At 45.9% G+C, this 17,727-nt stretch carries 9 protein-coding genes and 1 pseudogene; 4 read left to right on the top strand and 6 right to left on the bottom strand.

Annotated elements, in window-relative coordinates; all coding sequences use genetic code 11:
- Positions 1-47: 47 nt before the first annotated feature.
- Positions 48-3,383: an amidohydrolase family protein gene (locus AWH61_RS18145; protein WP_075177838.1), complete on the bottom strand. Its 3,336-nt coding sequence runs from the start codon at positions 3,381-3,383 to the stop codon at positions 48-50.
- Between the two features lie 170 nt (positions 3,384-3,553).
- Between AWH61_RS18145 and AWH61_RS18140 the strand changes: the two genes are divergently transcribed.
- The 3 genes from AWH61_RS18140 to AWH61_RS18130 all read left to right on the top strand — a co-directional run bounded on the left by AWH61_RS18140 (position 3,554) and on the right by AWH61_RS18130 (position 9,238).
- Entirely contained in the window at positions 3,554-4,684 is a 1,131-nt protein-coding gene (locus AWH61_RS18140; protein WP_075177837.1) for a PepSY-associated TM helix domain-containing protein, read from the top strand.
- Positions 4,685-4,773: 89 nt separating this feature from the next.
- A complete protein-coding gene (locus tag AWH61_RS18135) occupies positions 4,774-6,891 on the top strand; it encodes a TonB-dependent receptor (RefSeq protein WP_075177836.1) in 2,118 nt (705 codons plus the stop codon).
- A gap of 130 nt (positions 6,892-7,021) precedes the next feature.
- Positions 7,022-9,238, top strand: a complete 2,217-nt coding sequence (locus AWH61_RS18130) for a molybdopterin oxidoreductase family protein (RefSeq protein WP_083605992.1) — start codon at positions 7,022-7,024, stop codon at positions 9,236-9,238.
- A gap of 77 nt (positions 9,239-9,315) precedes the next feature.
- Here AWH61_RS18130 and gorA read toward each other — a convergent pair whose 3' ends face one another.
- The 5 genes and pseudogenes from gorA to AWH61_RS18105 form a co-directional block, all read right to left on the bottom strand.
- Positions 9,316-10,665: a glutathione-disulfide reductase gene (gene gorA / locus AWH61_RS18125; RefSeq protein WP_075177834.1), complete on the bottom strand. Its 1,350-nt coding sequence runs from the start codon at positions 10,663-10,665 to the stop codon at positions 9,316-9,318.
- 244 nt (positions 10,666-10,909) lie between these two features.
- Positions 10,910-12,217, bottom strand: coding sequence for a response regulator c-di-GMP phosphodiesterase, NosR family (gene nosR / locus AWH61_RS18120; protein ID WP_014977555.1), 1,308 nt, complete (start codon positions 12,215-12,217; stop codon positions 10,910-10,912).
- Positions 12,218-12,287: 70 nt separating this feature from the next.
- Positions 12,288-13,954, bottom strand: a pseudogene (locus AWH61_RS18115) (HAMP domain-containing sensor histidine kinase).
- 10 nt (positions 13,955-13,964) lie between these two features.
- Positions 13,965-14,789, bottom strand: a complete 825-nt coding sequence (locus tag AWH61_RS18110; RefSeq protein WP_075177833.1) for a phosphate/phosphite/phosphonate ABC transporter substrate-binding protein — start codon at positions 14,787-14,789, stop codon at positions 13,965-13,967.
- A gap of 23 nt (positions 14,790-14,812) precedes the next feature.
- A complete protein-coding gene (locus AWH61_RS18105; protein ID WP_075177832.1) occupies positions 14,813-15,373 on the bottom strand; it encodes a response regulator in 561 nt (186 codons plus the stop codon).
- A 316-nt stretch (positions 15,374-15,689) separates the two neighbouring features.
- On the opposite strand from AWH61_RS18105, the gene prlC reads away from it, so the two are divergent.
- The gene (prlC, locus tag AWH61_RS18100) at positions 15,690-17,726 is read left to right on the top strand and encodes an oligopeptidase A (RefSeq protein WP_075177831.1); all 2,037 of its coding nucleotides are present in this window, start codon (positions 15,690-15,692) and stop codon (positions 17,724-17,726) included.
- Position 17,727 lies beyond the last annotated feature (1 nt).

Below are 17,727 nucleotides of genomic sequence, written 5' to 3'. Positions count from 1 at the left end.
GCCTACTAGTTTATGTTATTTATTACTACAGGCCTTTGGACGCAGAATTAATGCTCCCAATGATAGTGGTGCGCTTTCGCTTCCACATCATCTGCCGTTTGTTGCGGCATAAAGGTGGCATTGTCTTGTTCAAAGAAGAACGGTTTGCGTTTTTTCTTACTGCCCACTTCGTTCATGGTGGCCGACTCGTATATGCGTCCATTTAGTACAGTGTATTCTACGAATTCACTCTTTCTAATGTCACTTAATACGTCGCCATCAATCACCACTAGGTCAGCAAGTTTACCTTTTTCGATACTGCCAAGATCTTTGCCCATACCTAGGTGTTTCGCGCCATCAATAGTACCGCCGCGTAGCGCTTCCCAAGGCGTAAAGCCGCCTTGTTCCATGATCCACAGCTCCCAGTGAGCAGCTAAGCCTTCACGCTGTCCGTGAGCGCCAATATGTACACTGACCCCATTATCTCGGAGCTCTTTGGCGTAGCTTGCTACGTTTTGGTGGTTGTACTGATTTTCTGGCGCAGTAGGTCTGCGGATCGCACGGCTATCTAGAATAGTCGACGGGGTATAGCGAAGAAGACGCGGGTTCTTCCACACTTCAGTTTTGTCGTACCAGTACTCTTCACCCATCATGCCGCCGTACGACACAACAAAGGTCGGCGTATAGCCAAACTCAGTGGCTTTCCACAGTTGAGTGACGTCGCTGTAGCCTTTTTCCACAGGAATGCTGTGCTCAAGACCCGTATGGCCATCTACCAACATAGTCAGATTCTGCTGAAGCTTACCGCCTCCTTCAGGCACTACCATCATCTTTTGATTTTTTGCTGCCCACAGCACTTGCTGACGCTGGTCACGACGCGGCTGGTTGTAGCTTTTCACTGAAATAGCACCGGCTTCTTTCAAGCGCTCTACGTGGAAATAGGCATCTTCATAATTATTGATAATCGCTTTGTAACCTAGTCCTTCTGCACCGTATAAAATCGTGCCGGTGGAGTAGATACGTGGCGCAACAATATCGCCTTTACGCTGTAATTCTGCCGCAGCAAAAATTTCTGTCGTGTCGTTTGAAGGATCATGAATGGTTGTTACGCCGAACGACACATTCGAGTACTGACTCCAGTTTTGCTGAGGGATAATCTCATTGCGGCCCTGCGAGCCGTGCGCGTGCGCATCAACAAGCCCTGGAATAATGGTTTTCCCCGTGGTGTCTATTTGCATTGCATCATCAGGAATGGTCACATCACCACGTTTACCCACTGCTTCAATGCGGTTGTCTTTAATCAGCACAACGCCATCTTCAATCACCTCTTGGGTGTTGTCGGCATCGCGCATGGTTACCACTTTACCGCCAACCAAAGCTTTGTAACCAGATGGCTTGTCAGCTTTAGTGGTAAACGACAAATCCATACCTTCAGCTACCGGCTCAGGCAGCGTTTCCGCTGCGCCATCAACAAAGGCAAAGGCTTCATCGAGTGAACGGCTAAATAGCGTAGGGCCGTTAAACCAGCTAAGGGTTCTATTGTCAGGCGACCACGTTAAGTATTCACCTGCACGGCTTGAGAGCTGCGTTACCGGCAGTGAGGTCATGTTCGGGCCTATGGTGATGCGCTTGCCATTTTCGACAAACGGCGCCACGTACGTTTTGAACTGGTAAACAAACGCAACCCATTTCTTATCGTGTGAAAGTTTGTACTCACTTACTTTATCTGCACCGTAAAGGTGAGTTCGCTTGTCGTTACCCTTAAGGTTAACGCTTGAAAGCTGGGTTTCGTAGTAAGCTTCGCCGCCCGCTGATTCGGTGAAATACACTCGGTCGTCGTTACCCGCGAAATGCGCGTTGTAGCCGCCATCAGAGACTTTTTCTACGGTGTCTTCTTCAAGATCTGCTACGTAAATTCCTGGCTCAACCGAGTATTTGGGGTCTAATAAGTAGCCGCCCGTAAACTTGCGGAAGACGACTTTCTCGCCATCGGCAGAGAACGACGGCTCAATGTAGTGACCTGGCTGCTGGGTAATAACCTTTCCTTTCCCGCCACGAGCAGAAACCACGCGAACGGTGCCTAGGTCTTGGTCATTCCATGTCGTATAAACAATCGACTTTCCGTCGTTAGAGAAGCGCGGATAGTATTCGTCATGGTCGTTTTGTTTCGTTAAACGCTTAATTTTGCCAGATTTAACGTCGCGCACATAAAGTTTACCTAACGCTTGGAAGAGTACGGATTTACCGTTGGGCGACATTTGAGACCAGCGGATCATGCGAACGTCAAATTCATCAGGTGCGACATCTACGTCAAAACGTAACGCATCGGCAAACTTCACCGTGCCTTCAACGGTCACGTCCATGGTGCTGGTGGTTTTATCTTTCACGTTAATAGTGTGGAACTTACCGCCTGTCCAATATACGATTTCGCTGCTGTCTGGCATCCAGTCGAAGTAGGCAAAGTAACCTTCCGAACCAAAGCCTTCCTGCATATCTCGCTCTAGTTCTAACGTCAGTGGTGTTTCTACACCTGTCTTGATGTCTTTAATGAAAAGCGCGGTTCTATCTTTAACGCGACGCACAAAAGCGATGTATTTACCGTCAGGTGAAGGCGTAGGAACCACAGCGCCGCCCGTACCGCTAATATAGCGGCTCTCTTCGCCGGTTTCGCGGTCGTAGCGAGTGATAGCAAAAATGCCTTCTAACGGGTCGCGGTTATATTCAAAGCGGGCGCCCGGAACCGTATTTTCGGTAAAGTAAATATACTTGCCGTCATGAGAGAATACAGGGTCAGCAATGTTTTGTTGGTCGCGCTTTCCGCTGTTACGAGCTTTAATTTGTAGGCCGTCACCACCTGATTTGTGGTACATCCAAATCTCGCCCGCAGGAATACTACGGCTAGACATGATGCCTTTGGTTACCACTAGGTATTCGCCGTCAGGGCTCCATTTAGGAGAGTGGATAAGATTGCTTTTCTCTTTGGTTACCTGACGAAGATTACTACCGTCAATGTCCATAACCCATACGTTACTTAACCCATCTTTATCCGAGATAAATGCGATCTGTTTACCGTCTGGAGAAATTGAAGGGTGAATATTCCATGCGAAGTCTTGGGTCAGCGGGGTCGCATCGCCACCACTCATGCTCACTTTGTACAAGTCACCCAGCATGTCAAAAACCATAAACTCGCCGTTTGGTGCAACGTCTAAGCTAGACCACGTGGTTTCGTTTGTTTTGATAGTGACTTCGTTTAATGCATAAGGTGGGTTGCTGACTTCCCACGTTTCAAGCTCGGATTCTGTTTTTTCTTCACTGTCGTTTTGGGCGTATAAAGTAGGTGCGACGCCCAAGCCCAGGGCGCTTACTAGCGTGATGGCCAGTAAACTTTTCTTTGTCGTTATCATAATTGTGTTTCCAACCGCTTGTTATTTATTTTCTGTCTACATCAGAGTACATGACTTAACATGAAGATACGTACTCTTGAATTGTAAAACTAAGGTTAATCTTACTGCAAAGTAGGATAGATTCATTTAGCTTATGCGATTGTAAGCACGATTTTAGCGTTTAACTTTCATTGACCAATTTTCGAGAATCGTTACTATTCGCGTTTATTTCGCAATTTGTGAGCGCTGTTTTGAAACTTTGGGTACGACGACTGCACCTTCTATTAGCGCTGGTATGTGGGTTATTTATTATTTGCCTTAGCATCACCGGTGCATTGCTAATTTATGCAAAAGATATCCAAACCTTTGTCCAACCAGAGAAGTGGACCATAGAATCTCACGAATCGCCCTTACCCCTTTCTTACATAGTGAATGCGCTGGAAGACGAGACGGGTCAGAAAGTCGAGCTTTTAATGCCCGAGTCAGACCCTGAACTCGCTTGGCAAGGGAAGCTCAACAATGGCGAATACGTAAGCGTAAACCCCAACTCTGCCGAAATACTTCATAGATACGATTATTACAGCACGTTTTATGGGTTCACCATGGCTATCCATCGATGGCTGTTGTATCAAGATGGTGACAACGAAAGGCCACTTAGAAATTGGGTGTCTGTTAGTGCCTTAGTTCTACTTCTTGAAGTAATTGTGGGTTTTTACCTTTGGGTAAAGCCAAAAAATAGAATAAAACGCCTTGCGATTAAACGCCGCGCCAAGTTTCGAATTCTCATGTATCAACTTCATACAGTGCTGGGCGTTTATTTGGCTATACCACTAATACTCATCGCTTTTAGTGGCATGGCGTTTAATTGGAATAGCGCTACGCAGCAGGTGGTGGAAACCGTTACTTTTTCAAAAGTTGAGAAAAGGCCCGTACCTGAACCGTTATCCCACGATGCTAGTAGTGCTTCAGTGGCTATCGATACATCTTATCAAAACGCCATAGCGGTGTTTCCCAATGCGTCACTATTTCGCATTTACTTCCCAAAAAATTCAGGCGAACACATAGGTTTCAGAATGCAAAACCCCGGCGAGTCTCACGCCTACAGCTGGGTTTGGACAAACCCTCAAAATGGAGAAATAACGGGTTATTACGATGCATCAAAAGCGAACGTAGCGACGCAGGTTTGGAACTTCAAATACAAGTTTCACATTGGTGATTTCGCGGGCCCATTGCTTGAATCTATCTGGTTATTTATCGCATTACTCCCTGCGTTTTTTACGATAACAGGATTTTACTTTTGGTATAAACGCCACTTTAGATAATGAGAATAATTTTCATTATCTTTACATTGTTTTTCTACACCTTTAGTATAGCGCGCCTTTCGTAACCTTATTTTCTTAAAAGAGTTTTCATGTTTAGACCATCGCTTACGCTCATTGCCTTAGCCGTTAGTGCGCCTTCTTTTGCTAATGATGCCCAAAAGGATATGGAACGTATTATCGTTTCTGGAAGCCGTGTTATTGAAAGTATTGATGAAGTACCAGCGTCAATCACCGTTATTTCAAGAAAGCAGATTGAAGATCACCTGAAGGTAAACCCCGAGTTACAGAGCTTGTTAGCGCAGATGGTGCCGGGCTTAGCTCCAGATACAGGTAGTTCGAGCAATACTGGCCAGTCTTTGCGCGGACGAGCTCCGCTTGTGATGATTGACGGTGTGCCTCAGTCCACGCCGCTTAGAAATGGCTCGTTAGGTGTGAAAACGATTGACCCTAGCGCGCTTGCTAGAATTGAGGTAATTAAGGGCGCTACGTCTGTTTATGGCAATGGAGCGTCAGGCGGTATTATCAACTACATTACCAAACAAGCAACAGCGCAAGACACGCATGAGGGCCAAGTGAGTTTGTCTTCACGTTTTAGCGCAGTGAAGCTTGAAGAGTCAGCCGGTGCGCGTATTTCAGCTGCGATTAACGGCAAGGTGGAGAATTTCGATTACCTTGTTACCGCCAGTTACGAGGAAAACGGCGTTCAGCGCGATGCTGAAGGCGACATCTTAGGTTTGCAGTACGGCCTGTCAGACGCTGAAACACAGAATTACTTTACCAAATTAGGTTACGACTTCGACCAAGAAAAGCGTCTTCAATTTAGCTACAACTACTTCAGCTCTCAACAAAAAACTGATTTGGGAGATGTTCCCGGAGACATCAACGAAGGCGTGAAAACCTACGCTATTCACGTACCTGAAGCGTTGCAAAAACGCGGGAAACCTCAGGGGCCTGACGGAAATGAGAACATCACCCTGAAATACACAGACAGCAATATCTTTGCAAACAGTGAAATGACGCTTGATGTGTACTCGCAAGATATTGAGAACGTATTCTTCTTTTCGCCTAACTTAGCTAACCCCGATGAAGGCTACGACGGCGGCCAGTCTATTATTCGCTCTGAAAAGCGCGGCGCTCGCGCGACGTTTAATACTGCCATTGATTTCGATGGCGTAGAAGCCACGTTTATCTATGGTATCGACGCGCTAAAAGACACTACCTCACAACCGCTGGTTGATGGGCGCGTGTGGGTTCCTGAAATGGAAATGGACAGCTTAGCTGGCTTTTTACAAACAAAATGGGTAATTCACGACGACGTTATTGTAAAGGCGGGTGTGAGAAGGGAGAGTATCGATTTATCGGTTGATGACTACGAAACACTGAAGCTGTGTCGCTCTGAAACTCAATGCTCTGTTCCTCTTCAAGTTAAGGGGGACACTATAGATTATGACGCAACCACTTATAACATTGCAATTAAGTATAACTGGAGCGACAGCTTTAGCCCGTTTTTCAATTACTCGCAAGGTTCAGATATCGCTGACATTGGCCGCCTACTGCGCGCTGCAACGGTAGATGATATTGGTCTTATTCAAACGGAAGCTTCTATCATCGATAACTACGAAGTGGGTTTCACTTCTCTTTTCGACCAGGTACGCCTTGAAGTTGCGGCTTACAGAAGTACATCTGAACTTGGTACGACCAATAGTTTCAACGAAGTGACAGGTGTGTATGAGCCTGTACGCGCACCACAGGAAATTTGGGGTTATGAAGGCTTAGTAGACTATCGAATCTCTGAAACGCTCAATGTGATAGCCACATATAGTTACGTTGAAGGGAAAAATACCGAAGCTGATGTGTATCTTGGCTCTCGCCAAATTAGTCCACCCAAAGCAACGGCAAACGTAAACTGGAAGCCATCAGACACTTTATCGCTAACAGTTAGCTATCTATATGTGGGTGATCGTAAACGCTTCTCGCCAAATGCTGACGGCGACTATGTGGGCGATCAAGGACCTATATCGAGCTATAATATTGTTAACCTAAGTGGACAGTACCAGTTCGCTGAAAACTGGAACGCGTTTATGGGTGTCGAAAACCTGTTTAACAGCGACTACTATCCTGCGCGCGCTCAGTCGTATACCTACGGTGGCTACAATATTAAAGGATTAGGCACCACAGCAACCCTTGGTGTGACTTACTCTTTCTAACCAATAGCACCTCGTCTAATTGTGGCGAGGTGCCTTCTCTTTATCATCACTTTCAGTGATGCTTGTCTATTACAGCAATAATCGCTAATTTCGTAACAAGTCATTAACAATGAATTGTGTAGGAATTACCGTGAGCAACGCTGAACAACAATTGCATTATTCTACTTGTACGCTTTGTGAAGCAATGTGTGGTATTGAGGTAGCGACGAAAGGCCGTCAGATACTGTCAATAAAAGGGGATAAAGATAATCCCTTTAGCCAAGGCCATATTTGCCCGAAAGCGAGTGCGTTAAAAGACTTGTACGACGATCCTGACCGTTTGAAGCGCCCGGTAAAAAGGGTACGAACTGACGGCGAAGACAGCGCTTGGGAAGAGATTTCGTGGGATGAAGCCTTTGATTTAGTCGCAAGCAAGTTACACCACATCCAGCAGGCCCACGGCAATAATGCGGTAGGTGTGTATTTAGGAAATCCTAATGCGCACAATATGGGCTCAATATTATTCGGACCGTATTTCTATCGTGCCCTCAAGTCGCACAACCGCTATTCCGCTACCTCAGTTGACCAGTTGCCCCATCATATTGTTAGTCGACGACTTTTTGGTCATATCTCCCAAATTCCCATTCCTGACATTGATCACACGCAGCACTTTATGATCATCGGCGGGAATCCGCTGGCCTCTAATGGCAGCATTATGACCGTGCCAAACGTGAAAAAGCGTTTAAAGGGCATTCAAAAACGTGGAGGGAAGGTCGTCGTTATCGACCCTAAACGCAGCGAAACTGCCGATATTAGCTGTGAACATCACTTTATTCGTCCAGGCAGTGACGCGCTGTTACTGCTAGCTATGCTGCATGTATTGTTTGAAAAGCAGTTATACAAGGCGGATGAAATTTTACCTTATGCCGAGGATATAAAAGCGGTCGAAAAATACGTTCGCGATTATTCACCACAAAAGGTGAGCGAGCTTACCGGTATTACAGCTTCACAAATCACTCAGCTTGTTTTGGACTTCTGCAATGCTGAGTCTGCAGTTTGTTATGGAAGGATGGGGGCTAGCGTACAAGCGTTTGGTACGCTCACTCAGTATCTCATCATGCTCTTTAATATGCTCACCGGAAACCTAGATAAGCGGGGTGGCATGATGTTTACTCAGCCAGCCGCTGACGTATTACCTGTATCAGGCAAGGGCAGCATGGGCGGATTTACTTCTCGCGTAAGAGGGCTTCCGGCGTTTGCTGGTGAGTATCCGGTAGCGTGTTTAGCCGAGGAAATCTTAACCCCGGGAGAAGGACAAATTAAGGCCATGGTAATTGGAGCAGGTAATCCAGTGGTCACTACGCCAAATGCAGAACAGCTTGATAAAGCATTTTCTCAACTCGATTTTATGGTTGCGGTGGATTTTTACGTTACCGAAACCTCCCGACATGCAGATGTGATCCTTCCTCCGGTAACCGCGCTAGAACGCGACCACTACGACATTGTTTTTCACAACTTTGCCGTGCGAAATTTCGCGAAGTATTCGGAAGCGGTGGTGGACATTGACGAATACCAGCTTAGCGACTGGCAAATATACCTTTCGTTAGCAGAAAGGCTCGATGCGCTAAACGGAAAAAACACCGCACACTATGCTGCGCTTTGGGACAAGCAGCCTAAAGGTGTGGTCGACGATTTGTTGCAAGCAGGTCTTTATGGTCGAGCAGCAAGTAAAAAAGAATGCACTGACGCTAACTTAAGCGAAACTCTAACCGCTATTCCGGAAGGCGGGTTGTCGATTGATACGCTTAAAGCACACCCACACGGTATCGACTTGGGTCCGCTACAGCCGTCTTTGCCTCATGCCTTGTTCCATGAAGATAAGAAGATTCACTTAGACTTTGATTATTTCATGGCTGACTTAGACAGGGTTAACACGCATTTCTTTGGAAAAGCGAACCATGGTACGCCGCAAAATCAGTCCGTCGTTTTGATAGGGCGCCGGCATATTAAAACCAATAATTCGTGGCTGCATAACAGCCCCCGTATGGTGAAAGGCAATAACCGATGTACGCTGCAGCTTCATCCTGATGACGGGGCTAAATATGGCATTACAGATGGCGATGAAGTAAGTGTGAAATCGCGGGTTGGCCGGTTAACCATAGAGGCTGAAATCACAGATGCAATTATGCCCGGCGTGGTATCTATTCCCCATGGATGGGGGCACAACAAAAAAGGCATAAAGCTGTCTGTGGCAAGTCAGCACCCTGGGGTAAACACCAATATTCTTACTGACGATTTACAGGTAGACGAATTATCGGGAAATGCGGTGCTAAATGGCGTGCCCGTTGATCTAGAAAAAGTAAGTTAAACACATAAAAAAAGCCGGCATTAACTAATAAGCTAATGCCGGCTTTTGTGAGAAAGCGCTCAATTGAGCGCGTCTCTCTAGGTCATCGTAACAAACTCTTCTGCACTGGTAGGGTGAATGGCTACACACGCATCAAAGTCAGCTTTGGTCGCCCCCATTTTTATGGCAACGGCGAAGCCTTGCAGAATTTCGTCCATGCCGTGCCCAATACCGTGAAGGCCTACCACTTTTTCGTCTTTACCCGCGCATACAAGTTTCATCTTGGTCATTTGACGGTGGCGGGTTACCGCGGTGTACATAGACGCAAAACTAGAGGTGTACACTTTAACGTTGTCTTCACCGTATTCTTCGATAGCTTCTGGCTCTGTTAGGCCAATAGTGCCAATGGGTGGATGACTAAACACAACGGTTGGAATAAGCGAGTAATCCATGTGAGCATCTTTTTGGCCGTTGAATAAGCGTTCGCTTAGCAAGCGACCCGCTTTAACTGCCACCGGAGTAAGCTCTGCTTCACCGGTAATATCACCAACTGCGTAGACATTCTTTGCAGTGGTGTTTTGATATTTGTCGACCTTAACCGTGCCGTTGTCGTTCAGTTCAACGTCGGTATTTTCAATATCAATTTTGTCGGTAGAGGGTTTACGGCCAATCGCCCAAATCAAGCAGTCAGCTTTTAACACTTCGCCATTGGTTAAGTGTACTGATAGCTCGCCACCGTCAGCTTTTTCCACTTTCTCTACGCTAGCATGGTCGTGCAATTTGCAACCTTCAGCGTGGATCATATCCACTAAGGTTTCGTGAATAATAGGGTCGAAATTTCTAAGCGGAGCGTGTTTGCGAACTACCAGATGCGATTCTGTGCCAAGGGCGTGAAGAACGCCGGCCAGTTCAACTCCAATGTAGCCTGCGCCAACCACGACAGCGCGTTTCGGCTGTTCTTTTAAGGCAAAGAAACCATCAGAATCAATACCGTACTCAGCACCTTCAATATCTGGGATGATTGGGCGGCCGCCTACAGCAATCGTAATATGATCAGCCGTGTACTTTTCGCCGTTGACTTCTACCGTGTTGTTATCGATAAACTTCGCGAAACCGCGAATTAAGGTAACGTCATTTGCGGTAAGAGCGCGGTCGTAAGAAGCATGAATACGCTCAATATAAGCCTGGCGGCTGGCAATTAGGCTGTCCCAGCTAAAGTGATTTACCGACAAATCGAACCCGTATTCAGGTGCATAGCGATGTATCGCTTCAGCCACCTGTGCTCCGTACCACATGGCTTTTTTAGGCACGCAGCCAACGTTCACGCAAGTACCGCCAATATCTTTCGCTTCAATGATAGCGGCCTTCTTTCCATGTTTAGCTGCACGGTTTGCAGATGCGATACCACCGCTGCCACCGCCAATACATATATAATCAAAATGTGTCATTCAAAAAGCCTTCTTTGTCGGTTAGGCGAACATAAACGATAAGCATAGATGCCTTCGGTAGGTTCGCACAGCAAATCATTCTCTATCGGTCTTGTCATAAAGAGTGATTAAAAGACCGAGATTTGCTTTAGGGAATTTCATTTAGTTTATCAATGGGGACAGTGCAGCCTAATTAAAAGGCTAAGACAAAGCGAAGCATATTCATGCATCGCTCATCCTGCTTTCAGCACGTAATCTTTAAAGCTTATTCACTTATAGTAGCAGAAAGCTCTTCTGGTTCTATTTGAATACTAAACGCTTTTCCACGTTCTTCTTCAAAGTGTACGAGTTTTTGAATGGTGGCATCACTAAACACATGTCCCTCGGGAAGGATAAGGATGTGACTATCGTTATACAAATTTTGGGCGAGGACCATGCCTGCTTTGAGCTGCGAGGCTTTCAATGATGTAGAAAGCAGTTTAGATGTCGTTACATCTTCTGCTTCGAGCAACAGGTCCAAAAACTCACCGTCATAGCGGGTGTTTCTGTGCTTTTTCATTTCTAGTTTGGCATCGCGAGGGCTCATTTCGATGCCGCTCATTCTGCCGGTTACTAAGCGCCAGTAATCTCGGGCTATGGCCAAGATACGCGCGCCAGCAGGAATTTCTTTTGCAACTTTGTTATACAAGCCTGAGCCATTATAGTGCTCGAACTGAAATTCAATAATGTCAGAAACTTGATGTAGTTCGTGAGCCGGAGCAAGTATTAACGCAGCCTGCTTGGTTTGCGATAGATAGTTTTGCTGCTGTTGATATTTAAGCTTTGAAAATGGCGCCTTAAAATCTTCGCTTTCAAGCCCTAGTAACCCAAGCTCGCAGATAAGGCCAGCATAACGCACCTGTTTGATTTCTTCTTTCTCTAACCGAGCAATACGCGCCAGTTTTGATGCCAATTCGCTAACCTCAATGGCAAACTTACCATTAATGTCAGGGTTAATGCTTATCACGTTGAACAGCACCTGCTCCATTGCAAGGTTGTGTTTTTCGATTTTATTTAGCGCCGCTTTTATTTGGCGTGTGCGCTTTTGAACCACTTGTTCTAGCGAGGCATTTACGTCGCGTAGCTTTTTATTTTGCAGTCGTGTTAGTTTTTGTAGACGAAGGTTTTCCGCCTTTAACTTAACGCGTTCTAAGCCTTCTTCTACAACAGCAATAAGCTCTTGGTTGTCCCATGGCTTTTGCAGGTAACGGTGTATCTTGCCTTGGTTTACGGCTTTAATTGTGGACTCAATGTCGGCATAGCCAGTGAGCACAACTCTAAATGTCTCGGGATAATTGATAGCGACCTGTTCGAGTAATTCCGCACCTGACATCTGCGGCATTTTCATGTCAGAAATAACTACGTGAACATCGTGTTTACTCATTAAATCTAACGCTTTGGCACCACTATCGGCAAGCAGTAAGGTGATGTCCATAGTGAACAGCGCACGCTTAATAGCGCGAAGGATATTCGGCTCGTCGTCGACAAATAGAACCGTGTAGGTCGTGGCTTGTTCTGTAGTAGGCTCTGTCATAAATTATTATCCTTATAAGCGACGTTACAACTATTACACGCAATGCTGCTTGATAACACTATTAGTTGCTTCATCCTTCGCTCTCTAATGTTTTGTCTGAGTGTGAAACAAGGGGGAGCGCTAACGTAAATATGCTTCCTTCTCCCTCTTTGCTGGTGGCTGAGAGCGTGCCGCCATGCTCCTGAGCAATGCCAAACGAAATTGAAAGACCTAAGCCAGTGCCTTGCCCTTCAGGTTTAGTTGTAAAAAATGGATTGAAGAGTTTGTCTAAATGACTTGATGGAATACCGCAGCCAGTGTCTTCTACACGAAGCTCGACAAACTTGCCCGCAGTACAGGTGGTAATAGTTATCTTACCGTTCTTACCCGTGCTCTCTATCGCTTGTCCCGCGTTAATGAGTAAGTTGGAACAACTTGAGAAACCTTGCCTACATTCATGGCAACGTCAGGGACTTTGCCTAAATGCGTTTCAACAGTGCAAATATACTTTAATTGGTTGTTCACCATGGCAAGGGTAGTGCGTACACAATCATTAATGTTGTGCTGCTGCATGTGGTCACTGTCTACACGAGAGAATAGCTTTAACCCTTTTACAATTTCAGCAACCCGACTTAAACCGTCTCTCGAATCGCTGAGAAGGTCGGTGATATCTTCATTGATAAACGCCATATCCTGATTAGCTAACATTTTTTCTAGTTCTGACAAGGCAGAAGCACGCTTACCCTCGTCTTGCTCATTAAGCACCGCGTTAATTTGTGAAAATATCATTTGGTAGGTAGCAACGTACTCGCTTAAGGTGGATATGTTGCTGCTGACAAAACCGACAGGATTGTTAATTTCATGGGCGACACCCGCTGCTAGCTGGCCAACTGACGCCATTTTCTCAGCTTGAAGTAGTTGTACCTGGGTCTCTTTTAGATCTTTATTGGCCTCTTGGAGTTGATAGTTTTTCTGATGCAGCAATGCGGTTCTATCCTGAACCTTTTCTTCAAGTAGCGTGTTAAGCTCTTTAAGCTCATCTTGCGCGTATTGACGCTGCGCATGTTCTTCTTTTAAACGCTCAACCAGTTGATTAAATGCCTCTGCCAGTTCGCTTAACTCATCAGTGCCGCGCACGGGAACAAAAACATCTTGATAGCTGTTGTTTTTCACTGCATCACCTAAACGTTTAGCGCCTTCGTGTAATTGATGAAGTTGCGACATCAGGTAAGAGCCAAGTAAGTAAGAGCACAATCCGACCAAAATAAATTCTAGAAAAGCCAGTGTAACTGTCCAGTTTCTCACCCTCGATACTGATTCAGTTACTGAAGCAATGTTAAGCCCAATCTCTACATAGCCGTACAAAGTCCTGTTCACCATGATGGGGGCTCGGGTGTCGTAAATACCATCATCAGCGTCTGAAACACTTGTGTCGGCAGTAAAAGGGCGATTTAGTGCGTTGGTGTTACCCTTTTCTACGAAAACTCTGCCTAATTTGTCTTTAACTTTGACGTAAGCAATATTGGGGTTGGTAAGGATTTCTGAAACGTCGGCATCAAGAGCTGCAAGGTCGTAGCTTAAAAAGGCATTTTTTGTCGTCGAAACAAAAAGGGCAACCGTGGTGTCGGCTGACTTCTTTATGTTACTGTCAACAAGGTCATTGAGTAGCTGAAACACCGTCACAATGAGCACTAGCAGCAAAAGCGCTGCTATTGATGCGATGCCTGTTATTGTTTTTATACGCAACGACAGTTTCATACGAGTCTACTCATAAATGCGGCCTCGATAGCGACGCTATTCCCAATGCTCTCACGTCGTCCCAATCACTGTCGTTTGACGCTATAAAGCCGTTAAATCCAATACCTTTTAAAATCCAAGACTTACTTGTGTCATTCGACAAAGCAAGTAATGAATTAAGAATAGCTTGTCTGTCAGCGAGCGCCATATTTGGATGGGTTGCGATAGCATGAGGCGTATAACCTTTACTCTTCCAAAGGACACGTAATTCTTGTTTAACGTCGTCAGGTGAACTGTTAAGCGTACGGACAATGCCACCCCCAGCATTGAAAAAGCCCCGTTGTACTGCGAGGTACACAGAGTCATGAGAATTGACGTAGCGCGGTACAAAAGCAATGCTTTTCATCCGCAAGTGAGCGCTTGTGATAATTGTGGCAGCAAACGCAGCTGGCGCTGGGAAGGCTACTTCAGTACCGCTTAAGTCATCCAGAGAGCGTATGGGGCTGTCTTTATGTACAACAAGTAAGCCGCGAATTTCTTTATCGCGTTGGCGCGCAAGCGCGCGGTATCCCGCAGATTCATTAAAGACCACAAAGTGGTAGGGGTTCATGTAGGCAATATCATATTTGCCGTCGGCGAGATTAGCCTCGAAGGTGGGAATGTCTTTTGCAGTTTTAAAATCAATCTTAAAACCGGTGTAATTGCTCACATAGTCGATTAAGGGTTGCCATGTTTCAGCCATTTTCTTGGCAGACTGCTGAGGTACAACAGCAAAAGTAAGGGGTTTAGCATTTGTCGGTAATGCGCAAACACCTACAAGCAAACTTAAAAGAGCGAATCGCGATAACCAAGCCATAATGTCACTCCCTTTAAATCGATTTACATCGACATAAACTGCTCAAGGACCATTGTTAAGTCATGATTTGAGAACGGCTTTTGTAAGATGGCATCAGCCCCTATCTCAAGCGCGCGCTCCAGGCTAATTTCATCGAGTGCCGATATGACCACAATTTTGAGATCTTTATATTTACTTTGATCTCGCGTGAATTCGATAACGCTGTAACCGTCCATGCCTGGCATACTTAAATCAAGGGTCATGACTTTGGGCTCGTATTGGCTCAGCATAATCCCCGCTTGGAAGCCGCCTGTAGCGATATACGACTCATAACCCGCCCGTCTGGCCACGCGCTGAATAGACTTGGCAACTGGCATTTCATCGTCAACAATTAATATTGAGGGCGTGGCAATGCCTTTCAATGAATCGGGAATTGGCATGTCGTGTCGTTCAAGAAAGGCGACAAAATCTTCTACTAATACTCTGTTGTTTCCACGCCCAGGAAGTTTGAAGCCTTTCAGCTTGCCGCTTTCGATCCATCGAATTACGGTGCGCAGATTTACATCGCAATACGAGGCTATTTCGCCTGAGGTCAACGTTTTCATATCTATGCCTTGTAGATTTATTAATCGAAATTATAGACGCTGAACAGCGAAGGGACAAAGTAGACAAAAGGATGAAATGTGACATTTGTGACAGCGCTTGGCGGAGCTGACTGTGTTGTTCAGGTTTTATGAGGGGCATTAAGAAAAACGGTGCAGCGGCATTCATTGAATTCGTAAATATAGGCAATAATCATGATCCATGCACATTGACGGCAAGTAAGTTCAAAATAGGTCAACAGTGGCTAAAACAATAGCTTGCTTTTAATCAGCGAAGCCCCATCATTATTCTATCAACGTGTTAAGAGTGAAAAAGATTATGACAACCCCTGCAATTGAAATGGTAGATGGTCTACCAATTTTTTCTGCTATTGAACCTGCCTCTATCAAGCCTGCAATTGAAAAAGCCATTGCGGCGTGCAAAAGCGAAATAGATGAGGTCGTGGCGTCGAAAGATTACTCTTACCAGAATTTAGTGCTGCGCCTTGAAGAGGCCGATGATCGTTTAAGCAAAATGTTCTCGCCGGTTTCTCATATGAATAGCGTGGTGAGCAGCGATGAATTGCGTGAAGCTCACGATGCGTGTTTGCCATTACTATCTGAGTATGGGACTTGGGTAGGCCAGCACGAAGGCCTTTACAATGCTTATGCTTCCCTCAAAGCGTCTGACGAATTTGCGACCTTAAGCGAAGAGCAGCAGAAAGTGATTGAAAACGCCGTTCGCGATTTCACATTGTCAGGTGTAGCGCTTCCCGCAGAGCAAAAGAAGCGTTTTGCAGAGATTCAGGCAAAGCTTAGCGAGCTATCGTCAACCTTTTCCAATAATGTGATGGACGCCACTATGGGCTGGACTAAACACATTACCGATGAAGCTGAACTTGCCGGTATGCCAGAGTCAGCCCTTGAAGCAGCGGCGCAAGCTGCGCACCAAAAAGACTTACAAGGCTGGTTGTTTACGTTAGACATTCCGTCTTATTTGCCAGTCATGCTTTACGCCGATAATCGCGAACTTCGCGAAGAAATGTATCGCGCCTATGCAACAAAAGCGTCTGATCAAGGCCCTAATGCGGGTAAGTGGGATAACACCGATATAATCAAAGAAACCTTAACGCTGCGTACTGAACTGGCTGAATTGTTAGGTTTTTCAAGTTATGCAGAGCGTTCACTAGCGACTAAAATGGCGGATTCTACCGATCAAGTCATCGGTTTCTTGCGTGATTTGGCGGCTAAGTCTAAGCCTCAGGCAGAGAAAGAGCTTGAAGAAGTACGAGCGTACGCGAAAGACAAGCATGGTGTCAGCGAGCTAGCGGCATGGGATTTACCGTATTACAGCGAGAAACTGAAACAGGAAAAGTACACGATTTCTGATGAAATGCTTCGGCCTTATTTCCCTGAAGATAAAGTGCTGTCTGGTTTATTCGAAGTTGTACATCGCCTGTACGGCTTAAAAATTATTGAGCAGCCTGGCATTGATACGTGGCATAAAGATGTACGTTACTTCACCATTACTGACGATGCTGATGTGATGCGCGGCAGCTTTTACCTAGACTTGTACGCACGAGCTAAAAAGCGTGGCGGCGCGTGGATGGATGAATGTCGCGTACGTCGTGAAAAAATGAATGGCGAATTGCAGCTACCCGTTGCGTACCTTACCTGTAATTTCAACGCACCTGTAGGGGATAAGCCTGCGCTATTTACCCATGATGAAGTAGTGACCATGTTTCATGAGTTTGGTCATGGAATCCATCACATGCTTACTAAAATGCGCGTAGCGGGTGTATCCGGTATTAACGGTGTGCCATGGGATGCGGTTGAACTGCCAAGTCAGTTTTTAGAAAACTGGTGCTGGGAAGAAGACGCACTTAACTTTATCTCTGGTCACTATGAAACTGGCGAACCGCTTCCTGCTGATTTACTGGAGCGTATGCTTGCTGCACGGGATTACCAGTCAGCGATGCAGATGGTACGCCAGCTTGAATTCAGTCTTTTCGATTTCTTGCTGCATAGCGAAAAGGGCAGTGAGGTAGACGTACAGGGCACATTGGATAAAGTGCGTGAAGAGGTGGCCGTGGTCATTCCTCCATCGTTTAACCGTTTCCAAAACGGCTTTGGTCACATATTTGCTGGTGGATACGCAGCGGGCTATTACAGCTATAAGTGGGCAGAGGTGCTTTCTGCCGACGCGTACAGCAAGTTTGAAGAGGATGGCATTTTTAACCGCGATACGGGCAAAGCGTTCTTAGAAAACATTTTAGAAATGGGCGGCAGTAAGCCTCCTATGGACTTGTTTGTTGCTTTTAGAGGGCGCGAGCCGCAAGTTGACGCTTTGCTTCGTCACAGCGGTATTAAAGGCTAGG

Origin of the sequence: Alteromonas sp. W12, from assembly GCF_001924945.1 — a bacterium.
Taxonomy (GTDB): Bacteria; Pseudomonadota; Gammaproteobacteria; order Enterobacterales; family Alteromonadaceae; genus Alteromonas; species Alteromonas macleodii.
The sequence above is the reverse complement of the archived record's forward strand: the minus strand, read 5'-3'. Positions and strand labels throughout refer to the sequence as shown.